Source organism: Paenibacillus aquistagni, from assembly GCF_900177815.1.
In the GTDB taxonomy this organism is placed as follows: domain Bacteria; phylum Bacillota; class Bacilli; order Paenibacillales; family Paenibacillaceae; genus Paenibacillus_B; species Paenibacillus_B aquistagni.
On record NZ_FXAZ01000003.1, the window covers coordinates 387,176 to 405,775 of the forward strand.

Here is an 18,600-nt window from a genome sequence, read left to right on the forward strand (position 1 = left end):
ATGACGAACAAAAAGACAGCACATATCATCTCTCATACTCACTGGGACCGCGAATGGTACATGCCTTACGAGTATCATCATGCGCTCTTGATCGAGTTGATGGATACCCTTCTCGACACATTGGACAGAGACCCTGACTATAAGAGCTTCCACCTCGATGGGCAGACGATCATGCTGGAGGATTACCTGCAAGTTCGCCCTGAGATGAAGGAGAAGCTTACGAAATATATTCAAGAAGAACGCATTCATATTGGTCCTTGGTACATTCTTCAGGATGAGTTCCTGACTAGCAGCGAAGCGAATGTGCGCAACCTCCAAGTTGGTCATCGCGACGCTAAATCATATGGCGGCAAGATCTCGAAGCTTGGTTATTTCCCAGATTCCTTCGGCAACATGGGACAAGCTCCGCAAATGCTTCGTCAAGCTGATATTGACGTTGCGGCATTCGGCCGCGGTGTTAAGCCAACGGGCTTCAACAACCAAGTGTCCGAAGACGCAGCCTATGAATCCCCGTATTCGGAGATGATCTGGCAGTCCCCAGATGGTTCCAAAGTTATCGGTATCTTGTTTGCAAACTGGTACTGTAACGGCATGGAAGTGCCTGTGGATGAGAAGCAAGCGATCGCTTACTGGGAAAAAGCAATTCCAAATGCAGAGAAGTTCGCTTCTACACGCCATCTGCTCTTCATGGGCGGCTGTGACCACCAGCCAATCCAAACGGACTTGTCCGATGCGATTGAAGTGGCGAAGAAGCTGTTCCCGGATGTGGACTTCGTTCATTCCAACTTCGAGCTGTATGTGGATGAGCTGAAGAAGGATCTTCCAGACAACCTGCAAACGGTTCATGGCGAGCTTCGCAGCCAACGCACAGAGGGCTGGTATACCCTTGTAAACACAGCATCTTCCCGTGTGTACTTGAAGCAAATGAACGCAGAGAACCAAACCCTGCTTGAGAAGGTTGCAGAGCCGCTTGCGGCATTCGCGCATCAAGTAGGCAAGCCGTATCCGCATCATTTATTCGTTTACGCTTGGAAGACATTGATGCAGAACCACCCACATGACAGCATCTGCGGCTGCTCCGTAGATGAAGTTCACCGCGAGATGGTCACGCGCTTTGAGAAGTCGAAGCATATGACGGAAATGATTATCCGTGAATCCATCGATGGCTTGATCCCCGCGATCGACACAACAGCCTTCGAAGGCAAGGAAGCATTCCCATTCACGGTATTCAATACAGCGGGCTACAACCGCGATGGATTCGTTGAAGTATCCATCGAGCTTAAGCGTCGCTACTTCAGCGAAGCATACCCAACTCGCCTTGCACGTGAAATGAAAGTTGAGCCAATCGCAGCAGGCGCAGTGATGGATGCAGAAGGCAACGTCATCGACTGTGAATGGATAGATGGCGGTGTTATGTTCGGCTATGATCTGCCGAAGGACAAGTTCCGTCAGCCATACATGGCTCGCATCCTGAAGCTTCGTCTTCAAGCAAAGGATATCCCTGCGCTTGGCTACAAGACGCTTGCATGGGTAACAGGTGCAGCTAATCCTGAGGCTGCCAGCCAATTGACTGGTGACTTTACTATGGAGAACAGCAACCTGAAGGTTGAAGTGCTGGCGAATGGCTCGCTTAAGATGACGGACAAGGCGACAGGCCATGTCTATGACGGCTTGAATGTGTATGAGGATGCTGGCGATGTCGGCAACGAATATATGTATAGAATGCCAGAAGGCACAACGCCGCTGACAACAGAAGGTGTAGACGCAGAGCGCACAGTAGTGGAGGACTCCGCTTTCCGTACGGTGATCGAAGTGAAGCACAACTGGAGCATTCCGGCATCTGCAGATGAACTGCTTCATGAGGAGCAGCTTGAGATCGTAGGCTTCCCGAACCGTAAGGCGAAGCGTTCCAAAGAGATGGTGGCGTTCACGATTGTGACACGCTACACGCTCGATCGCGATGCGAAACGCGTTGATGTGCATGTTACGATGGACAACCAATCGAAGGATCATCGTGTACGTGCCTTGTTCCCAACAGGCTTTGATGCAGAAACACACTTGGCAGACTCCATCTTCGAAGTGGCGCGCCGCAACAACGTGCCTGCTCCTGAATGGCAGAACCCAAGCAATGACCAGCATCAGCAAGCATTCGTCAGCGTAAGCGACGGCAAGCTTGGCTTGACGGTAGCAAACAAAGGCTTGTGCGAATATGAAGTATCGCAAGACAACAAGAACACGATTGCTGTAACGCTGATGAGAAGCTCTGGAGAGCTTGGTGACTGGGGTTACTTCCCAACGCCTGAGGCACAGTGTATCGGCACTAACGTTGCGGAATATGCCATTATTCCACATGCAGGTGATGTTGTTACTTCCGGTGCGTATGAAGAAGCGCATAGCTTCCAAGTACCGTTCCTCGTTCGTCAAACGGACGTGCATGCAGGTTCCCTGCCTGCAAACCATGCCTTCCTTGAGTGGGCTGGCGAGCAAGTGGCTTTCTCCTCCCTCAAGATGGCAGAGGAGACCGACAACATGGTCGCTCGCTGGTACAATGTTGCGCTTGAGCCGCGCACATTGAAAGTGAAGCTCCCTGAAGCGGTGAAGGGCTTCTATCGCAGTGATCTGCTTGAGCGCAAAGGCGAAGCCGTTGCTAACGACAACAATGGCGCTGCAATTGAGCTTGGCGCTGCTGAGATCTTCACGCTTGGCATTGAGAAATAAGCATAGATAGGTGTTAAACAGACTGTCTGAGTAACGAACTCAGGCAGTCTTTTTTTGTCTATATTGCGGTATGTACGAGTGGAAGGAGTGGAAGCGAGTTTAGAGATGAACGGCATGTATAAGGGCACCATTTGCAGCATAGAGACTCAACCAAGGAAGAAGGCGCGACAGAGCAGAGATGCATGCAGGTACAGCTTAAGTTTGTTCACAATATAAATGACAAATTATTATATGTATTATATTTACATATAAGGATAATTTAATTTATAGTTTACTGAGAAGGAAACATCTTATATTGGACTGTTTGAATCAATCACTACGATAATAGCACCACCTTCAATGATCCCGTTTTAGGAGAGGGGATAAAAGGCTAGAAGAATGATGATCGATGCATGTTCTATATTGTAGATCAAAAATACGTGCTTTCGGTAATGGATATTCTACCTTCCTATCAGGATTATCAGGGTCAGCCCATCAATGTCGTTATACAGGAGATTAACCGGATAAAAAAGGGTACATAATCTACCTCTACCGCAATCCTCACTCATGTGTTTCTAAGTCTCTCATGTATCAGACGCTTGAGATTATGGCTTGGAGATTGTTTTTTGTCGTAAGATTGTTTATCTATTGTTGGCTGTTTATTGTATTAAAGAAAAGTTTTTTAATCTTATCATACGTTATGAGAAAAGGTGCGCCACACTCGTCTGAATGTGGCGCACCTTTTATGCTGCCTCAACTTTGAGCAGAGTCAGCGTAGAGCGGATTCCTATTATTTGCCGATCGAAATCAATTGCTTCGGATAGGAGGTCAGCACCTCGACTCCTTGCTCTGTAACGACGACGTCATCTTCGATGCGCACGCCAGCTTTGCCTGGCACGTAGATGCCCGGCTCAATCGTGAATACCATGCCTGGCTTCAGGATATCCGTATTCTGACCGTGCACAGAAGGGTATTCGTGCACATCGATGCCTAGACCATGGCCAAGACGGTGAGTGAAGTATTCGCCATAGCCAGCATCCGTAATCACCTGACGCGCGGTTTGGTCCAAAGAGCCAAATGCTGCGCCGGGCTTCGTCGCTGCAATAGCAGCCTCATTGGCTGCTAGCACGGTATGGTAGATGCGTTCCGTTTCTTTGTCTACCTCGCCAATCGCGAACGTGCGCGTAATATCGGAGGCATAGCCGTTTAGATAGACCCCAAGGTCGAACAAGAGAAGTTCGCCCTCTTGAATGCGGCGTCTACCCGGAATGCCGTGCGGCAGTGCTGCATTAGGGCCTGAGAGCACCATCGTAGAGAACGAAGGGCCTTCTGCGCCTTGCTTTTTCATCTCATATTCGAGCTCTGCTACGACCTCGATCTCAACCATGCCGACCTTTATGCGCTTGACCACATTATCAAGCACAGTCTCGATGCAGACAATCGCATCCTTAAGACGGCTGATCTCGTCAGCGGACTTGATTACGCGCATGGACTGAAGCAGCGGTCCGGCATCTGCGAATTGCTGTGCAGGCACAGCCTGCTTCAAAGCCTCGAAGTTCGAAACGGACGTATGAGCCTTCTCCATAGCCAAGGTGTTCAACTGGCCTGGCAGATGCTGCTTCAGAATCACGTACGGGTTATCGGTATCGGAGTGCGTAACAATATGGCTGATGGATGAGACTTCACGAGCCTTGTCGGCGTCCAATGCTGGAACGATCAAGGTCGGCTCATGGTCAGGAGTGAAGACGAGGCCTAGGAAGCGCTCATGCGGATCGCAGGCAAAGCCCGTAAGGTAATAGACATGCTTCGGATCAGTAATTAGTACGGCATCCCATGCTTCGGATGTCATCGCTTGTTGAATGACGGTGGTACTCATATATCGAACATCCTTTCCACTTAAGGTCTTTCTGCGCTTAATCGCCATGTGCCGGTTTGAGACGGCATAGCAGCTCAGCCTGCTATGATCTTGCAGCGATTCTCACGCTCCGTGACATGTTGACTCACGGGTGATATCCCAATCATATAAGTTGAAGATATCATGTTCTCTTACAAAATGCGAATAATGCAGCTGATTGCAGAAGTGATTCAGCACCGTACTTTCTGCGTCTATTTCCATATTCTACACGTTCCCCGTGGAACAAATTTCGACATGTTTCACCATTATTCCACTGAACGGCTTGCCATCATCTCGAAAAAAGCTGATCTCATCTCGAATAGGAGAGGAGATCAGCTTTTTGAATATAACTTTTAGAACGATGCTATTTAGACATTTACTAGCCGCGAATGCGCGTAACGACGAACGGATCATGCATGCTTTCAAGCACTGGAGCGATATGATCTTCTTTTAGGGCGTGATCCGCGCGAACATGGTACATAAACTCATAGAACCCGCCTAAGGTTGCTTTGAAGTTTGTTTCCCAATAGTTGGTCATCAGCCATGCATAGGTTTCAGGCTTCGCATCTGGAGCCTGCTGTGTGTGCACCAAGCGTCTGCCATAGTCCAGATCTCCCCACTGAATAAGCGGTGTGTCTGGTGTTGCAACGAGCAGCGTATTCTCGCTGTCCTGCCATGCGACGCCTTCCTGCACGCAGGAGTAATCCAGACAAGTGCCAGGAATTTGATCCTTCCAAGGCCGGACCAGCGCCCCCGGTTTATCTGCAAATACTGTGTCCTGGCTCTCTGCGCCACTCGTAAATGGCAAGGCGAGGTACACATTCTCCGGATTCCATACACTCTCCTTGTGGAAGCGTACGGATACGTCGATCTGATTCTTATTGGCATGCACCTTCAGGAACAATGCAAAGTAAGAGATGCCTTTGACATCATACATCAGCTCGACCGTTGTATACAGCGGTCCTTGATCGATCGTGCGCACCGAAGCAAGCTGGCCGATGGAGCGCTCAACATGCATGCCTTTGCGATTGCGGCCCATGCGCGCGCGCACGCTCCATACCTGAGCGGCAATCTTGTCATCAGCGGCAGGCGTAACCTCATAGATCGGTGTAAAGGCGCCATGCTCGCGGCCTGAACGCAGCATTTCCTTGTTCAATTGTTTGTTGAACCAAGACGAGATGCCTTGTTCCTTGGACCAAGCCAAGCGTACAAACGAGGACTCAAGCCCGTTCTGTGTCACGCGAATAGGGGAATGGCTGTTGGCACCTGTAATCGCTGGATACAGATCATCCATGTCGTATACTTGATCCGCACCGATGAGTCTTGTGTTGGAAGTCATGACGCCAGGATTGTTCTTCAGCGTGACCGGTCGAATAGAGAGCATGCATGTTTGTCCGGCATCTAACTCAAGCTCGGTGATGATCGATTGTACATTCGCAAATTGATGCACGAGCACTTCTCCCGTATCCTCGCGAACCACTTCAACGCCATCACGCAGTGCTCCTGGCTCCCAGCCATCCAAATTCAAGGCTACAAGCTCCTTCACAGCAGCATTGGACGTATTGCTGATTCGGAAGCGGTACGGACGTTCTGGATACAGCGTAGCTGCTCCTTGCTCCAGCAGCACTTTATCCAATGCACGGTATACCCGCTCGCTGGCAATCGCGGCATTGGCCTGCTTGCGAACCTCCAAGAGCTGCACATTTTTATGCCATGGCTCGCCAATGGAAGAGTGATAGCCCCAAGTATGCTCTGCATACATCACAAGCGCTTGTTCACAAGCATCCAGCTCGCTTTGGCTTACGGCCTCTTGCTGAGGGTCCAGCTTCTTCACTTTGCGCAGTGTCCGCTGTGCGTCGCGGTAGATCTGGGTATGCATGGGCGTAGAGCTGACGCCATCGGTCCACCAATCCGGCCAGTCGCCTTGATGGACGGGCAGCTGGCTTAGATCTTCCTCTTTCAAGCGTGCGAAGAACTCGCTCAAGCTGACCATTTTAACCGTAATCTGATCTCCATGCTGCTTGTTCCACTCCGTGATCCATTCTATGATGCGAGCGTTAGGGGAGGCATTGTCTGTACCCAGGCCAGACAGCATAACCGGCACAAAGTTATAAGGATACTGCTCCTTCTCCAGCTGCGATACATAGCGATGAATGCGAATGGATGCAATCTGATTATGAATCTCTTCAGGCTCGATCAGCATATGGCTGAACTCATCACGAATCATATATTTCCCAAGCGCATTCGGGCAGAAGCCAAGCTCGTTGCCGAACATATAGTGTTCGCCATTCCAGACAAGCAGGCGCTTCCCATCCTTAGTCTCCCACCAGAAAGGCAGCTGCTTGCGTCCAAGAGCGTACATGCCGTGATGAGTGTGAATACAGCTGAAAAGATGCTCAATGCCGTTTTCAAGCAGGCTGCTGGCATACCCCCAGCCATAGCCGTTAATGTCCGCTGTCATGGCGCTGTCTATCTTATGGCCAATTGTTGCGGCATAGGCTTGGGCCTTGCTGTGAATGCTTCTAAGCAGATCATAGTCCGGCAGCTCTGTCATATTGAGATAGGTGCCTGACAGCTCAATATCTCCACGGATAATCGCACGGGCGAAAGCATCCTTCTCATCGTCAGAGGCTTCCTCCAAGAAGCGTTCTACCGCCCAGAAGGTTTCGCAGGTCCAGCGGAAGCCTTTCCATTCCGGTTTAGTTCCAGCGCGAGCCTCAGTTGCGATGTGAAGGGCTTGGCGAATGAAATCAACATGGAACTGCTCAATTTTCTCCTGACGCTCCGTGTAGCCGATATCGGTGTGCGAATGATGAATGGCGTAGATCGTCCATTTTTTGCTTGGCATCGGAACTTCCGCTTTGCGAATTTGCTGTTCTAATGACATGAGAATTCCTCCTCAGAATGTATCGTGAAAGTTATGATTTCTTAATGGATAAGGGTAAGGATGCTTTGTTTGAGTTATAGCTAATGATGAAGTAGAGACTAAAGCATAACTGCAGCAGCTTCAATCAAACAGCATATCAATGCCATAAAACACATGCTCCAACACCTGATCCTCAACTTGAATGATGGGTCGCTCAGGCGAAAGCGCCTGTAGAAGCGGCTCGATGAACAGCTGCCAGCTCTTCACGATTTGTCCGCCTATGAAGATGTGGCTGGGTTGGAAGGAAGCCACGTATGGCTTCAGCATGCGGCCGAGACGATCACCATAGATGTTCCATACTTCTCTTGCCAAGCAGTCGTCATTGCCGGCTCGGATCGCTAAGTCATGCACATCCTCCTGGGCGCTGCGTGCCTGCAGGCGATCCGCGAGAGCAAGGATGCCTCTTCGTCCGAATTGCGAGTCCACCTCTACGCCTTCAAATCGCTCGGCATACAGCATCCCGTTGTCGGGCACGCCGTCTCTTCCTTGAACGATCTGTCTATGGCTGACAAAGGCTGAACCTAGACCAGTTCCGAGCGTGAGGCACAGAAGCTTGCTTGTGGGATAGTGTCTGCTTACGCCAAGGGCAAATAAGGTGGCGTCATTGTTGAACAAAATATCAGCAGCCAGCAGGTTTTGCATCCATGTATGATCCGACTGAAGAGCTGCCCTTTTCTTCAACTCTTCTCGAAGCAGAGAGCGAATATTGTATCCGTACAGCTGCTCATACTTGCCAAGCCCTTGAATGAGGCAGATGCCCTGCTCGTAGTCGAACGGACCAGGAAAGGCTACTCCAATGCGGAACTGAACGCGCTGCTCAGAATCAGCGGCTGCCAGATAGCGTTCCACCATATGCATGCATAGATCCGTCAGCCCTTGAATGATCTCCTCGGCTTCTGCCTCTGATCGAGAAGGCTGCTGTACGAATGTGTCTGGAAGCAGAATCCCCTGATCCAATAGACAGCCTTTCAAGAAGGTTCCTCCCGCATCAATGGCGAGCGTCAGGATGGTGTGCGGGCTCGACTGCATCTCTCCTTCTTCTTGCGAGAAGTCCGGTCGCTGTTCCATCGTTATTCCGCCTTCCAATGATGCGGCAGCAGCGGAGTATTCCAGCTTGGAGCTACCTGGGCGCAAATCAGCGTGCAAGGCTGATCGTCGATCGGTTCGATGCGATAGCGGCCAACTTCAGCTGGAACAATCTGGGCTTCGGCATAGCCCCATTCCACAGCAGCTTCCTCGTTGTCCTCAGGAATGAGTCGTACGCGGCCTCCTTCCACGAGGTTGTACATAACAAAAGCTCCATGCGTCTCATCATGCCAAGGACCGGCCAGTTGAAGCCGCTTGACTTGGAACAGCAGATCCTCACGCTCGCCTAGAAGCTCCTCCACGCTGTCTCCTTGTACCCGCTGAATTTGTGGCTTGGCCACTAGCTGCTCTTGAACAAAGGCAGTATCAAAGCGATCGATCATGTTTGCGGCAGCGAACTCCCGATTGATCGGGCGAGGCTGTCCATCCTTGTCGAGTCTTAGATGATCATAGATCTTGAAGGTAAACCACCAGGTGGTCGATGAGATCTCCAATACGAGATTGTTCGGACCTGACAGGTGAACCGTGCCCGGCGGGATCATATATAGATCTCCTTTGTGGGCATCCAGCACATTGACATACTGCTTCAGATCAAGCGGGACATGGCTTTCATGGGCCTGATCCACAGCTTCCAGCAGCTTCTCTCCCGTCATGCCTTCCGTGAAGCCAAGGGCAACATAAGGGCTGGAATCTGGCTTTTGCTCCATAATGTAATAGGATTCCTGCTGTGTCAGGCGATCATTGAATGTCTCCTCGATGTAAGCCTGCTGCGGATGCACCTGCAAGGAGAGATTGTCTCCGTCGATCGTATCCAGATAATTAAAGCGGATAGGGAAGTAATCCCCGAACAGCTTCACATTGCGGCTGCCAAGCACCTGCTCTGGATAAGCCTGCAGAAGGAGGGGGAACGGCAGTTCAAGCATGTGTCCCTCCACGCCAACGAGCAGCGTATTCTCTGGTGCGATAGGCTCGAAGCTCCACGCACAGTTATCCCATTCGTCTTCAGGCAAGTTGCACAGCTGCTTCAGGTATTGCCCTCCCCAGATGCCGGGAGCGAAGAATGGCTTTACCCGAAAAGGCTGCTTGGCTAGAGCGCCGAACAATCCCTTAAGCGACGAAGTGGTGATGGAGATCGGATGATCCTGATCGTTCATATCCACGTAGTAATCGAAGGCATACAATTCCCGCTTGCGATAGTGCTCCCACACAGGCCACTCAAGGAACAGCGCGTGCTTGTAGGTCTCGACAGGGTCCTTGCAGGGACCTAGCCCAAGGCTTCCCATGCCTTCTCGATGCAGCTTCTGCTGCAGCTCGCGGGAAATATCACAGTACAAGCTCACATGGGACTCGGTGCTAATGAATCGAGCACCAGGGCCAGCTGTGACGATCAGCGCCTTTTGCGTCTCTACGCTAGAGCTGCTTTCTCGTTGCTGTTCTTGCAGAAATTGATCCACTTCATGCTGCCAATCAGCCCGCGCAGTGGAGTGGAAATAGGCTTCGATGTCAACATCAGAAGCCATGACGCCAAATGCACGGTTATCGGTTAAATAAGGATGGAACTCGGCAAGAAGCTGCTCAGGCTCTTTCATGTATCGAGCAGTGTGCAGCTCAAGCATAGGAATGCCATGTGTCTGACATGCTGTGCGCAGCGCTTGCAGCCATCGATCATATGCGGCACCATTCGCTCCATCAAGGACAGCCCTATATGCTGCGCCTTCTTGTTCGATGCAGCAAGACAGGAGCTGTGCAATGGTCGTGTCATAGCCTTCCAGTATGGATGAGGCCAACACAGCCTGCTCCTCGGAATGAAGTGTTATAACATTAATGGGATTAGCGTTAAAAGATGGGGACTTCTTGTTGTACATCATGCAACCTCCCGTAGGCTTATTATTACGCCTTCATTGTATAAGGAACGGGAGGCAGCGTCTTTGAACAATCAAGCTTAGCTTTTGCACAATCAGGACATGTGGTTGGAGAATTGTTCTTTGCCGGATCGTCCTTCGGCGAATTGGGAGCGCCGGAACTTGGCTGGGGACACACCAAGCTTTTGCGTGAAGATACGTGTGAAATAATGCACGGACTGGAAGCCGCAGCGTGAGGCAATATCCTTGATTGGTAGATGCTCATGAAGCAGGAGCTGAGCAGCCAGCTGTACCCGGCGCTCTTGAATATAGTGAACAAAGGACTGGCTCATATGCTCCTGAAACAAGCGGGTCAGATGACGAGAAGAGATATGCAGATGATTGGATACCATCGCGAGGGTAAGCTCTTCTGTCAGGTTGTCATCGATAAATAATTTGGCCTGGCGCAGCAGCAGATTCTCCTCAAGCGGTTTGTCTGACACACGTTCATGAGACACTGTGGGGCGATCACTGTGCAGATTAAGCAAGGATTGCACCAATGACACAGACACCTGCTCCAGCAGTGCAGGAAGGACAGGCTGTGACGTGTGAAACATGGACAGCAGCGCATTCCATAGATGTCCTGTAGGCTCGTGATCCGCCTGCTGCACGACGGGTTGCCCTTGAGCGGTCAGGGCGTGAAAGAGCTGGTTGTAATGGAGGCTGGTTTCTTCCTCTTTGACCTCAAAGGCAACATAGCATAGGGCAAGTCCTGATTGACTCCGTATTTGATGCCATATTCCGGGAAAGGATAAAAAGGACGTTCCTTTTTGAAGTGGAAAAGAAAGATCATTTTCCATATAGAAGCCCTCTCCCTCCATCACATAACACGCCTCGAAGAAAGAATGGCGATGCGGGGAGTTGTCATAATGGGCGGGCATGAAGCCCCAATATAGAATCGGCACCGTTAAGCCGGAAGTGCTTAGCTGGGTCAGCTCTCGGTTGCATATTTGATTGGCTCTGCGATAGCAGGCTTGTGTAATCATCGGGTATCCTCCTGTTCAGGACATATCCTCATGAACATGATGTCTATTATCATGATGTTGTTGCCTAGTATGAAGCTTGTTCATCATGGTTTATTCACTATCATCACATTAGTTATGGACAATCACAATACCTTGATTTATAAGATGTGGATCATAAGATTTGTACGAAATACCGTTATAGATGGCATGCTGGAAAAGCTATTGCTGCCTTCGCGGCTCTCGTTCTTCATATTGTGCTATTGTTCGTTAAACGCAGTGAAATCCCAAAGAAAACAGTATGCCTGAGAAGGCTGTAATTCTGTAAAATATTTCAAATTATATTTCATTAGTTTACCAACTGCTCGCGGTCAGAGAATGATATGATCTCGTGCTGAGATGGGGTTCACAGCCTTGTCACACAGACAGCTGAATGTTTATATTTTGTCACAGTTATTCCCGCTAAGCTGTGGGAAAATGGAAGTAGAAAGGGTATACAAACAATTTTAGATAGATCGTACGGAGGGGAAGAAGATGCCAACGATGGAAGAACAAACTCAATGGAAGGAACAGGTTGTGGACCATTTAGAAATTCGTAAGGCTGCTTATCAACTGCTGGTTGATTTTCTGGGTGACACGCCTGCATTAGAGAGTTTGGTTTCGTGGCGCAATCATCCGGAGCTTTCACGACTGTCTGAGTTATCCCGGGGTGCGCGGCGACTGCATGAAGAGTTGAAGTTGATCGCCAATCAGGACCTTTATGACGAGTTTGCCTCGCTGCGTGAGGAATATCGCCGCTTGTTCAGCAGAGGCGGGGAATTGCCAGTTACGCCTTGTGAGACAATGTATCGAGCTTCTGAACATATGATTCCAAAATCATATGCGCAAGAAGTAAGAGAGATGTACGCGGATTTCAGCTTGTATTTCAAAAAAATGCATGGTGAACCCGATGATCATATCGCAGTAGAGCTGGAATTTATGGCAGTGCTTATCGAAAAAATGCTCGGTACGGTGATGAATGAAGAGCGATATCAGCGCTATATGAACGGTCAACGCGACTTCGTTCTCTTGCACTTGAAGCGCTGGGCGCTGAAGTTCGGTCGGGATCTGGAACAGCATGCCGATCACCCGATTTATAAGGCAATTGGTCAGCTGCTGCAAGACTTCTTGGCAAGAGAGGCAGAATGGGCAGAGCAGACCGGAACCAAGCAGCTGCTGCAATAATCATCCGAAGTGAGTCGGATCTTAATATAATTGAATGGAACAGCGCATGTATATATGAAGCTACTCTTTATGGATGGGGAACAATATTCTCCTGGATCAAAGAGTGGCTTTTCTTTATGCATTGATCTACAGTTATGTATGTGTACAAAGAGCATGATACCGCAGTGGATAGCGAGGAGGCGAATGTGGATGAAGACAGAGAAAGAAAAGATGATTCAAGGTGAGTTGTACAACTCCGCGGATGCAGAGCTGGTGCAGGACCGACTGCGTGCAAGACAGCTGACTAGGCTCTATAATCAAACCACAGAGATCGATGATAAAGAGCGGGCAGATCTGCTCAAAGAGCTGCTCGGGACTGTAGGCGAGCACTACTATATCGAACCGACGTTCAAGTGCGACTATGGATACAATATCCATCTAGGCAATTATTTTTATGCGAACTTTGATTGTGTCATTTTGGATGTGTGCGAGGTTCATATTGGCGACCATTGCTTTATGGCGCCGGGGGTACATATTTATACTGCTGCACACCCACTGGATCCCAAGGAGCGCAACACACAGCTTATTGAAGGCAAGCTTGGAACGAGGGAGCTCGGTAAGCCTGTGCGTATCGGCAGCAATGTCTGGATTGGCGGGCAAGCGGTGATTAACCCCGGAGTAACGGTTGGCGACAACGTTGTGATCGCCTCGGGGGCTGTTGTCACGAAGGATGTGCCGAACAATGTTGTGGTAGGAGGCAATCCGGCGCGTATTCTGAAGGAGCTGGAATTATAGGCATCATCATGACCATAGACGATAGCTGCGTATTCTGCAAGGCAGGTGCAGCCGCCCAATGATGCTGTTAATCGCCAAAGGGCGGTGTCATCATCCTTTGTTAAGAAGGATCAGACGCCGCCCTTTGCTTATTTGGGATAGTTATTCGATGCTATCGACCTCGAATACCGGCACGACTATGATGGCATCATCAAGCCGGATATCCGTATATTGATTCATTTGTCCGACAACGGTGATGAGGCCAGTCGATTGGGGCTGCTGCCCGACGAGTCCGATATACTGTCCTTCTGCGACTTCTGCCAAGCTCATCTGCTCGTTGACTTGCACAATGTTAACCTTCATCCTAACCTTTGCCCCGAGATGAGAGGTAAGCTCAGCTGGCTCGATATCGAGAATACGCTCCTCATAGCCTGCGAATTCGAATTGGCCGCCCTTGAGCTTGTAGTCCGCAACTGCTTTTTCGTCACGGCTTCCTTCTGGATGATAGACCTTGATATGATCACTATTCACGATCTCATAGCGATCTCCCTCGAACTGAAGCAGCTGGCGCAAGCCATCGGAATGCAGCTGGTAAGCCGTGACCTTGGATGTCCTTGAGGTCGATGCTGATTCTATAATCAGAGCAGGTGAAGAGTCGCTTCCAAGCTTAGGCTCAAGCTGGAGCTTAAGGGTAGAAGCAGGAATCTGGTCGCTTAGGTAACGCTTCACGTGCTCCTTGCCGCTCCATACAGCTACAACAAGTTGTTCTCCATTGCTGATGCCTGCTGCATATAACTTGCCGCCAAAGCGGTTCTTTCCACCCATCACATGCTCATAAGAGACGCTATGGTCCAATTGCTGAAGCAGACGGATCGGATCGCTCGCCATCTGCTCAAGCTGAGCTTGCTTCAACAGCTCTGAGGTATCTGTGTATGCCGCAAGGCTCTTATAGAGCGTTATCGCATCTTCGTACTCTCCAGCCTGTACAAGCCGGCCTCCCTGTTTAAGCCACTGTTGGATTTGACGATCAATGGCATTCTTTACAGCTGATTCTGACACTTGCAGGCTGGTTAGATGCTGTTCATACTGCTTAGCCAAATGGATGTACATGGCGTAGTCAACTTGATCCGCAGCCTTTGACAGCAGTTCAGCTATGATGTCATCTGTCTTCTGGCGAACCCAGGGCGCTTCGAATTGTAGCGCTTGGTAGCTGTTGCTCATGGCTAATGAGGCTTGAAGCAATGCGTCCGTGTTACCTGCAGCGCCAAGCTGTGCGAGCTTGCGTTCGTCATAGGCCTTCAATTGCTCCGTAATGGCAGCCGTCTTCTTCTCGCTGCTGCCGTATATCATGTCAGGAATGGACATCAGATAACCCCTGAATGACTCCTCTTCATACTGTTTATTTTCCAGATTGTCAGCCATCTGCTGTGTAAAGTGTCCCCGAAAATCATTCCATCCTTTAATAATCATAGGAGAAACCTGCAGCTGCTCTGAAATCTTTATATATTCTTGTTCAAAAGGATGTCTCTGCCCCATATACGCTGCTCTAAACTGCTGCAATTCATGAACTATTTCCTTATAGGCGCTGAAGTCAAGCTCTTCTGCTGCGTGAACTGCTTCGAGTCGAATTCGTTCGAGGGTGGACCTTATTTCAGCGATTGGCGCCAGCTCTGTTAGCCGTGCTGTTAATTGCTGCTCCTTATAATGAATCCAGCGATTGCGATGAGCTTTGTCATATGCTGCTTCAGCTTCAATCCACTGCTTATTCGCATATAACTGCTCCGCTTGGTTGTAGCCGTCAATCTTTTTTGCAATATAGTAGCCCTTGAATCCAATCAATACCAACAGAATCATACAGATTACGAGCAGTAGATTCCGAGGGTTGAGCGCGCGGAATACCGTCATATTCATAGCCCTTTGCTGCCGGATTGAAAGTCAGCATCCCATTGATAGCGTTCTTTATAGATTCGATAGACTTCATCTGTTAAATGCCCTAAAGATGAGGAAGCAGAACGAGACAGCATGTTGTACAAGCGAAGGAAGCGCTCCTTAGGCAAATATCTGGCATAGCGTGCGATAAAGTTCGGGTAGGCCTCTACATAGGTTCTCATGCGTACAGCAGCACCCACCACCTGCGCCAGCAATTGATCGCCTTGATTCAATTCAAGCACCTCGATCTCGTAGTTGACCATGTATTTGATCGCATGTTCCTTGATGGCATCCCGCTTGACCTTGGCTACTTCGCCAATCAGCTCCGCAAGCATAGGCTCGAAGTGTCTGAGCATAATCGGTTCAAGGTCGATCTCCATGTCTTTTCGAAGAATGAAGGTGTTGAGCAGTGCAATCTGTTGAATGCGAATCATCTCACTGCGCTGAAGCGTGCTGATCTCACGCAGCCGCTCATACGTATTAACAGGCTCGGTCTTCCACAGCTCGATGGCATCCTCCCAGTTGCGGAACAGGCCTTCGATCATCTTGGCTTCATCGCGTTCGATCAGCTGGCCAAGCTCCTTCATGGCGAAGAATGACTTTGTACGTTCACGAATGATCACATAGACAGCAACAGCTGCTGCACCTACTGCAGCAGCGAGACCCATCTGCAGGAAGGTTTCGCCAAACAAAATGCCAAGGAGAGCGGCAGCAATCATCAACAGCACATGTATAGCGGTTGAGCGCTGAGCCAACTGCTCCGCTTTTTTCTCAATCGATATCAGCTGATCGCGCCCACAGTGAGGGCAAGGCTCGTCTGCAATTAATGTATACTGACGGCAATGGTTGCAAATTTTTAACTTCTGATAGCGATAGGTCGTCTTATGATAGGGAAGTAGCGTAACGGGCTGCTTCTTCGTCATCGTCCATCACCTTCCTTGTTAAAGGCGTGGAGCAGCTGCTTGTCCAAGTCATCGGGCAGCGGAGTATGCTTATGGATGGTCAGGGCCCGGATGCAGAGATATCCAAGAAAAAGCAACAATATACCGATGCAAACGTACGTAATCATAGGAATATCCTTTCTATGCGTGTAAATGTTAAATGCTAGAGTTATTGTGGAATAACTTGGTAGGCGGCAAGATAAATATGCCTTTTTCAGTAAAATGGTGAATCTTTCACTCTTAATGTAGCGTATTATCCAAGCAATCGACATCATTTTAATCTTTTTATAAGGTTCTTGTCATAGAATGTAATTACGTTTCTGTTTTATAATACAAATGGTAGAATGTGTAAAGTTGCGAAAATGGAAGTAAGGCTTTATACCTAAACTATAATATAAAAAGATGATAGCTTGATAGATAACCATAGGTTCGACAATATCTTATAAACTAGAGTTATTATCTCAGATTAGATCAAAGGAGTACAACCAATGGCAAATCGAAACACTCGAAGCATATACTTTCCTATCCTTATGATATGGATGGCTGCCCTATTGCTGCTTCCGCCAGCAGGCTGGGCACCGAAGGCCCAAGCGGCAGGACAAGCACAGGACCCGAACATTGATGCCATGCTGGTGCTTGATGTCAGCAACTCCATGAGCACAAGTGATGTGAATAAGATCGGCAATGAAGCGATGAAGATGTTCGTCGATATGCTGTCGCCTACAGGGGACAAAGTTGGCGTGATTGCGTATACCGATAAGATTGAGCGGGAAAAAGCGCTGTTAGAGATGAACCAGCCTCAGGATAAGGAGGATCTCAAATCGTTCATCGATGACCTGAATCGCGGACCATATACGGACATTGCCGTTGGACTGAATGAAGCTGTTAAGGTGCTCGAACAGGGGACAACCTCAGGCCATGAGCCGATGATCGTTCTCTTTGCAGACGGCAACAACTACCTGAACAGCAAGGGCAGCCGGACGCAGGAGCAATCCGATAAAGAGCTGAATGAGGCTGTTGAGACTGCGAAGAAGATCGGAGCGCCAATCTATACGGTGGGGCTCAATGCGGATGGACAGCTCAACGCATCCACACTCGAAGATTTATCGAACCGTACAGGGGGCAAATCCTTCGTCACTTCATCTGCTGAGGATCTTCCGCGAATCTTGAGTGAGATCTTTGCGAGCCACCAGAAGCTGAAGGTCGTACCCGTTGATACCATTACAGCGAATGGCGACTATCAGGATGTGGTGATCGATGTTCCCAACAGCAATGTGAAGGAAGCCAACATCTCATTAATGTCGAGCCAGCCCGTTGACGTTCGCTTGAAAGATCCAACAGGCAAGGAAGTAACGGTTCCTTCTAGTGAAGTGCTGCTGTCGCGTTCGAAGAGCTATTCTCTTGTGAAGCTCTTGCAGCCTGCTGAAGGGAAATGGACGCTTCAGGTCAAGGGCGTGCCGAAGGATAAGATCGATATCAGCCTTGTATTCAACTATGACTTGGCCCTTATTCTGGAGGACATTCCCTCAAAGAACTTAAAGCCTGGCGACAAGGTGGACATCAAGGCGTATCTAGCGAGCAACGGTACGAAGCTGCCAAGCGATGAGCTGTACCCGGATATGAACGCCGTCTTGAAGGTGAAGGATCTGGATACAGGAGATACGTCAGAGGTGAAGCTTGATCTAAAAGGCGACTACTTCGGCGGCACATTCAAGGTAAGCGACAAGCACGACTATGAGCTGGTTGTGCGTGCCGAAGGCGATAGCTTCTACCGAGAGACTGCACCGGTGACGGTGAGCGGCAAGGCAGGGGCCGGAGGCGGTTCGGCTTCAATAGAAGAGCCTGCTGTGCCGACATGGGTGTGGATAGCAGCAGGCATTGCGCTTGTCCTGCTTGCGATTGCAGGCATGTTTATATTAGCGGCTATTAAGAAGGCTAATCGCGGCTTTGTCGGCCAGATGGTAATCGAGATTCGAGATGACAACACCGGTGAGAAGACTTCACCTCAATATAAGAAGCTCACAGCCTTCCGCGGCAAATTCAGTCTGCATCAGCTGCTTCAGCTGGCTCCAGAAATGAAGGAAACGGAAGGGTTGATATTCACGCCAGGCAGCGAGGACCGTGTTGTCCTGCACAACAGCTCTCCTGTCGTGGTCGAGAAGTCGGGCCGCGCTGTTGACGCAAGCCGAGGCGTTGAGCTGAAGAGTGGGGACCGCCTTACCATTGCACTCACGAATGTAGACAAGACGATTACGCTTGAATATCTCAAATAAGAGGAGAGAAGCAA

11 protein-coding genes are annotated in these 18,600 nt (G+C 49.6%); 4 read left to right on the top strand and 7 right to left on the bottom strand.

Going from position 1 to position 18,600, the window contains the following annotated elements; all coding sequences use genetic code 11:
* The gene (locus B9Y93_RS13160) at positions 1-2,718 is read left to right on the top strand and encodes an alpha-mannosidase (RefSeq protein ID WP_085494871.1); all 2,718 of its coding nucleotides are present in this window, start codon (positions 1-3) and stop codon (positions 2,716-2,718) included.
* A 769-nt stretch (positions 2,719-3,487) separates the two neighbouring features.
* On the opposite strand, the gene B9Y93_RS13165 is transcribed toward B9Y93_RS13160, so the two are convergent.
* The 5 genes from B9Y93_RS13165 to B9Y93_RS13185 form a co-directional block, all read right to left on the bottom strand.
* Positions 3,488-4,573, bottom strand: a complete 1,086-nt coding sequence (locus tag B9Y93_RS13165) for a M24 family metallopeptidase (RefSeq protein ID WP_085494872.1) — start codon at positions 4,571-4,573, stop codon at positions 3,488-3,490.
* Between the two features lie 397 nt (positions 4,574-4,970).
* Positions 4,971-7,478 (bottom strand): glycoside hydrolase family 38 N-terminal domain-containing protein, encoded by a 2,508-nt coding sequence (locus B9Y93_RS13170; RefSeq protein ID WP_085494873.1) that lies wholly within the window; start codon positions 7,476-7,478, stop codon positions 4,971-4,973.
* A gap of 120 nt (positions 7,479-7,598) precedes the next feature.
* Positions 7,599-8,585 carry an ROK family protein gene (locus B9Y93_RS13175; RefSeq protein WP_085494874.1) on the bottom strand — a complete coding sequence of 329 codons (987 nt, stop codon included), beginning with the start codon at positions 8,583-8,585 and terminating at the stop codon, positions 7,599-7,601.
* A 2-nt stretch (positions 8,586-8,587) separates the two neighbouring features.
* Positions 8,588-10,471, bottom strand: a complete 1,884-nt coding sequence (locus tag B9Y93_RS13180) for a class I mannose-6-phosphate isomerase (protein ID WP_176228922.1) — start codon at positions 10,469-10,471, stop codon at positions 8,588-8,590.
* An 89-nt stretch (positions 10,472-10,560) separates the two neighbouring features.
* Positions 10,561-11,490, bottom strand: coding sequence for an AraC family transcriptional regulator (locus tag B9Y93_RS13185; RefSeq protein ID WP_085494876.1), 930 nt, complete (start codon positions 11,488-11,490; stop codon positions 10,561-10,563).
* Between the two features lie 510 nt (positions 11,491-12,000).
* Here B9Y93_RS13185 and B9Y93_RS13195 point away from each other — a divergent pair.
* Both B9Y93_RS13195 and B9Y93_RS13200 read left to right on the top strand, forming a co-directional pair.
* Positions 12,001-12,690: a TorD/DmsD family molecular chaperone gene (locus B9Y93_RS13195; RefSeq protein WP_085494878.1), complete on the top strand. Its 690-nt coding sequence runs from the start codon at positions 12,001-12,003 to the stop codon at positions 12,688-12,690.
* A 189-nt stretch (positions 12,691-12,879) separates the two neighbouring features.
* On the top strand, positions 12,880-13,464 hold the full coding sequence (locus B9Y93_RS13200) for a maltose acetyltransferase domain-containing protein (protein WP_085494879.1): 585 nt from the start codon (positions 12,880-12,882) through the stop codon (positions 13,462-13,464).
* A gap of 141 nt (positions 13,465-13,605) precedes the next feature.
* Here B9Y93_RS13200 and B9Y93_RS13205 read toward each other — a convergent pair whose 3' ends face one another.
* A complete protein-coding gene (locus B9Y93_RS13205) occupies positions 13,606-15,354 on the bottom strand; it encodes a hypothetical protein (protein ID WP_176228923.1) in 1,749 nt (582 codons plus the stop codon).
* Positions 15,351-16,295, bottom strand: coding sequence for a hypothetical protein (locus tag B9Y93_RS13210; RefSeq protein ID WP_085494881.1), 945 nt, complete (start codon positions 16,293-16,295; stop codon positions 15,351-15,353). Before B9Y93_RS13210 ends, B9Y93_RS13205 begins: the two co-directional genes overlap by 4 nt.
* 506 nt (positions 16,296-16,801) lie before the next feature.
* On the opposite strand from B9Y93_RS13210, the gene B9Y93_RS13220 reads away from it, so the two are divergent.
* Complete coding sequence (locus B9Y93_RS13220) at positions 16,802-18,586, top strand: vWA domain-containing protein (RefSeq protein ID WP_085494883.1); 1,785 nt, start codon at positions 16,802-16,804, stop codon at positions 18,584-18,586.
* The last annotated feature ends 14 nt before the right edge of the window (positions 18,587-18,600 follow it).

What these genes read in the sequence shown, in the direction of transcription:
- B9Y93_RS13160 (WP_085494871.1), top strand. Translation starts at nt 1, where the DNA reads ATGACGAACAAAAAGACAGCACATATCATCTCTCATACTCACTGGGAC.
- B9Y93_RS13165 (WP_085494872.1), bottom strand. Translation starts at nt 4,573, where the DNA reads ATGAGTACCACCGTCATTCAACAAGCGATGACATCCGAAGCATGGGAT.
- B9Y93_RS13170 (WP_085494873.1), bottom strand. Translation starts at nt 7,478, where the DNA reads ATGTCATTAGAACAGCAAATTCGCAAAGCGGAAGTTCCGATGCCAAGC.
- B9Y93_RS13175 (WP_085494874.1), bottom strand. Translation starts at nt 8,585, where the DNA reads ATGGAACAGCGACCGGACTTCTCGCAAGAAGAAGGAGAGATGCAGTCG.
- B9Y93_RS13180 (WP_176228922.1), bottom strand. Translation starts at nt 10,471, where the DNA reads ATGATGTACAACAAGAAGTCCCCATCTTTTAACGCTAATCCCATTAAT.
- B9Y93_RS13185 (WP_085494876.1), bottom strand. Translation starts at nt 11,490, where the DNA reads ATGATTACACAAGCCTGCTATCGCAGAGCCAATCAAATATGCAACCGA.
- B9Y93_RS13195 (WP_085494878.1), top strand. Translation starts at nt 12,001, where the DNA reads ATGCCAACGATGGAAGAACAAACTCAATGGAAGGAACAGGTTGTGGAC.
- B9Y93_RS13200 (WP_085494879.1), top strand. Translation starts at nt 12,880, where the DNA reads ATGAAGACAGAGAAAGAAAAGATGATTCAAGGTGAGTTGTACAACTCC.
- B9Y93_RS13205 (WP_176228923.1), bottom strand. Translation starts at nt 15,354, where the DNA reads ATGAATATGACGGTATTCCGCGCGCTCAACCCTCGGAATCTACTGCTC.
- B9Y93_RS13210 (WP_085494881.1), bottom strand. Translation starts at nt 16,295, where the DNA reads ATGACGAAGAAGCAGCCCGTTACGCTACTTCCCTATCATAAGACGACC.
- B9Y93_RS13220 (WP_085494883.1), top strand. Translation starts at nt 16,802, where the DNA reads ATGGCAAATCGAAACACTCGAAGCATATACTTTCCTATCCTTATGATA.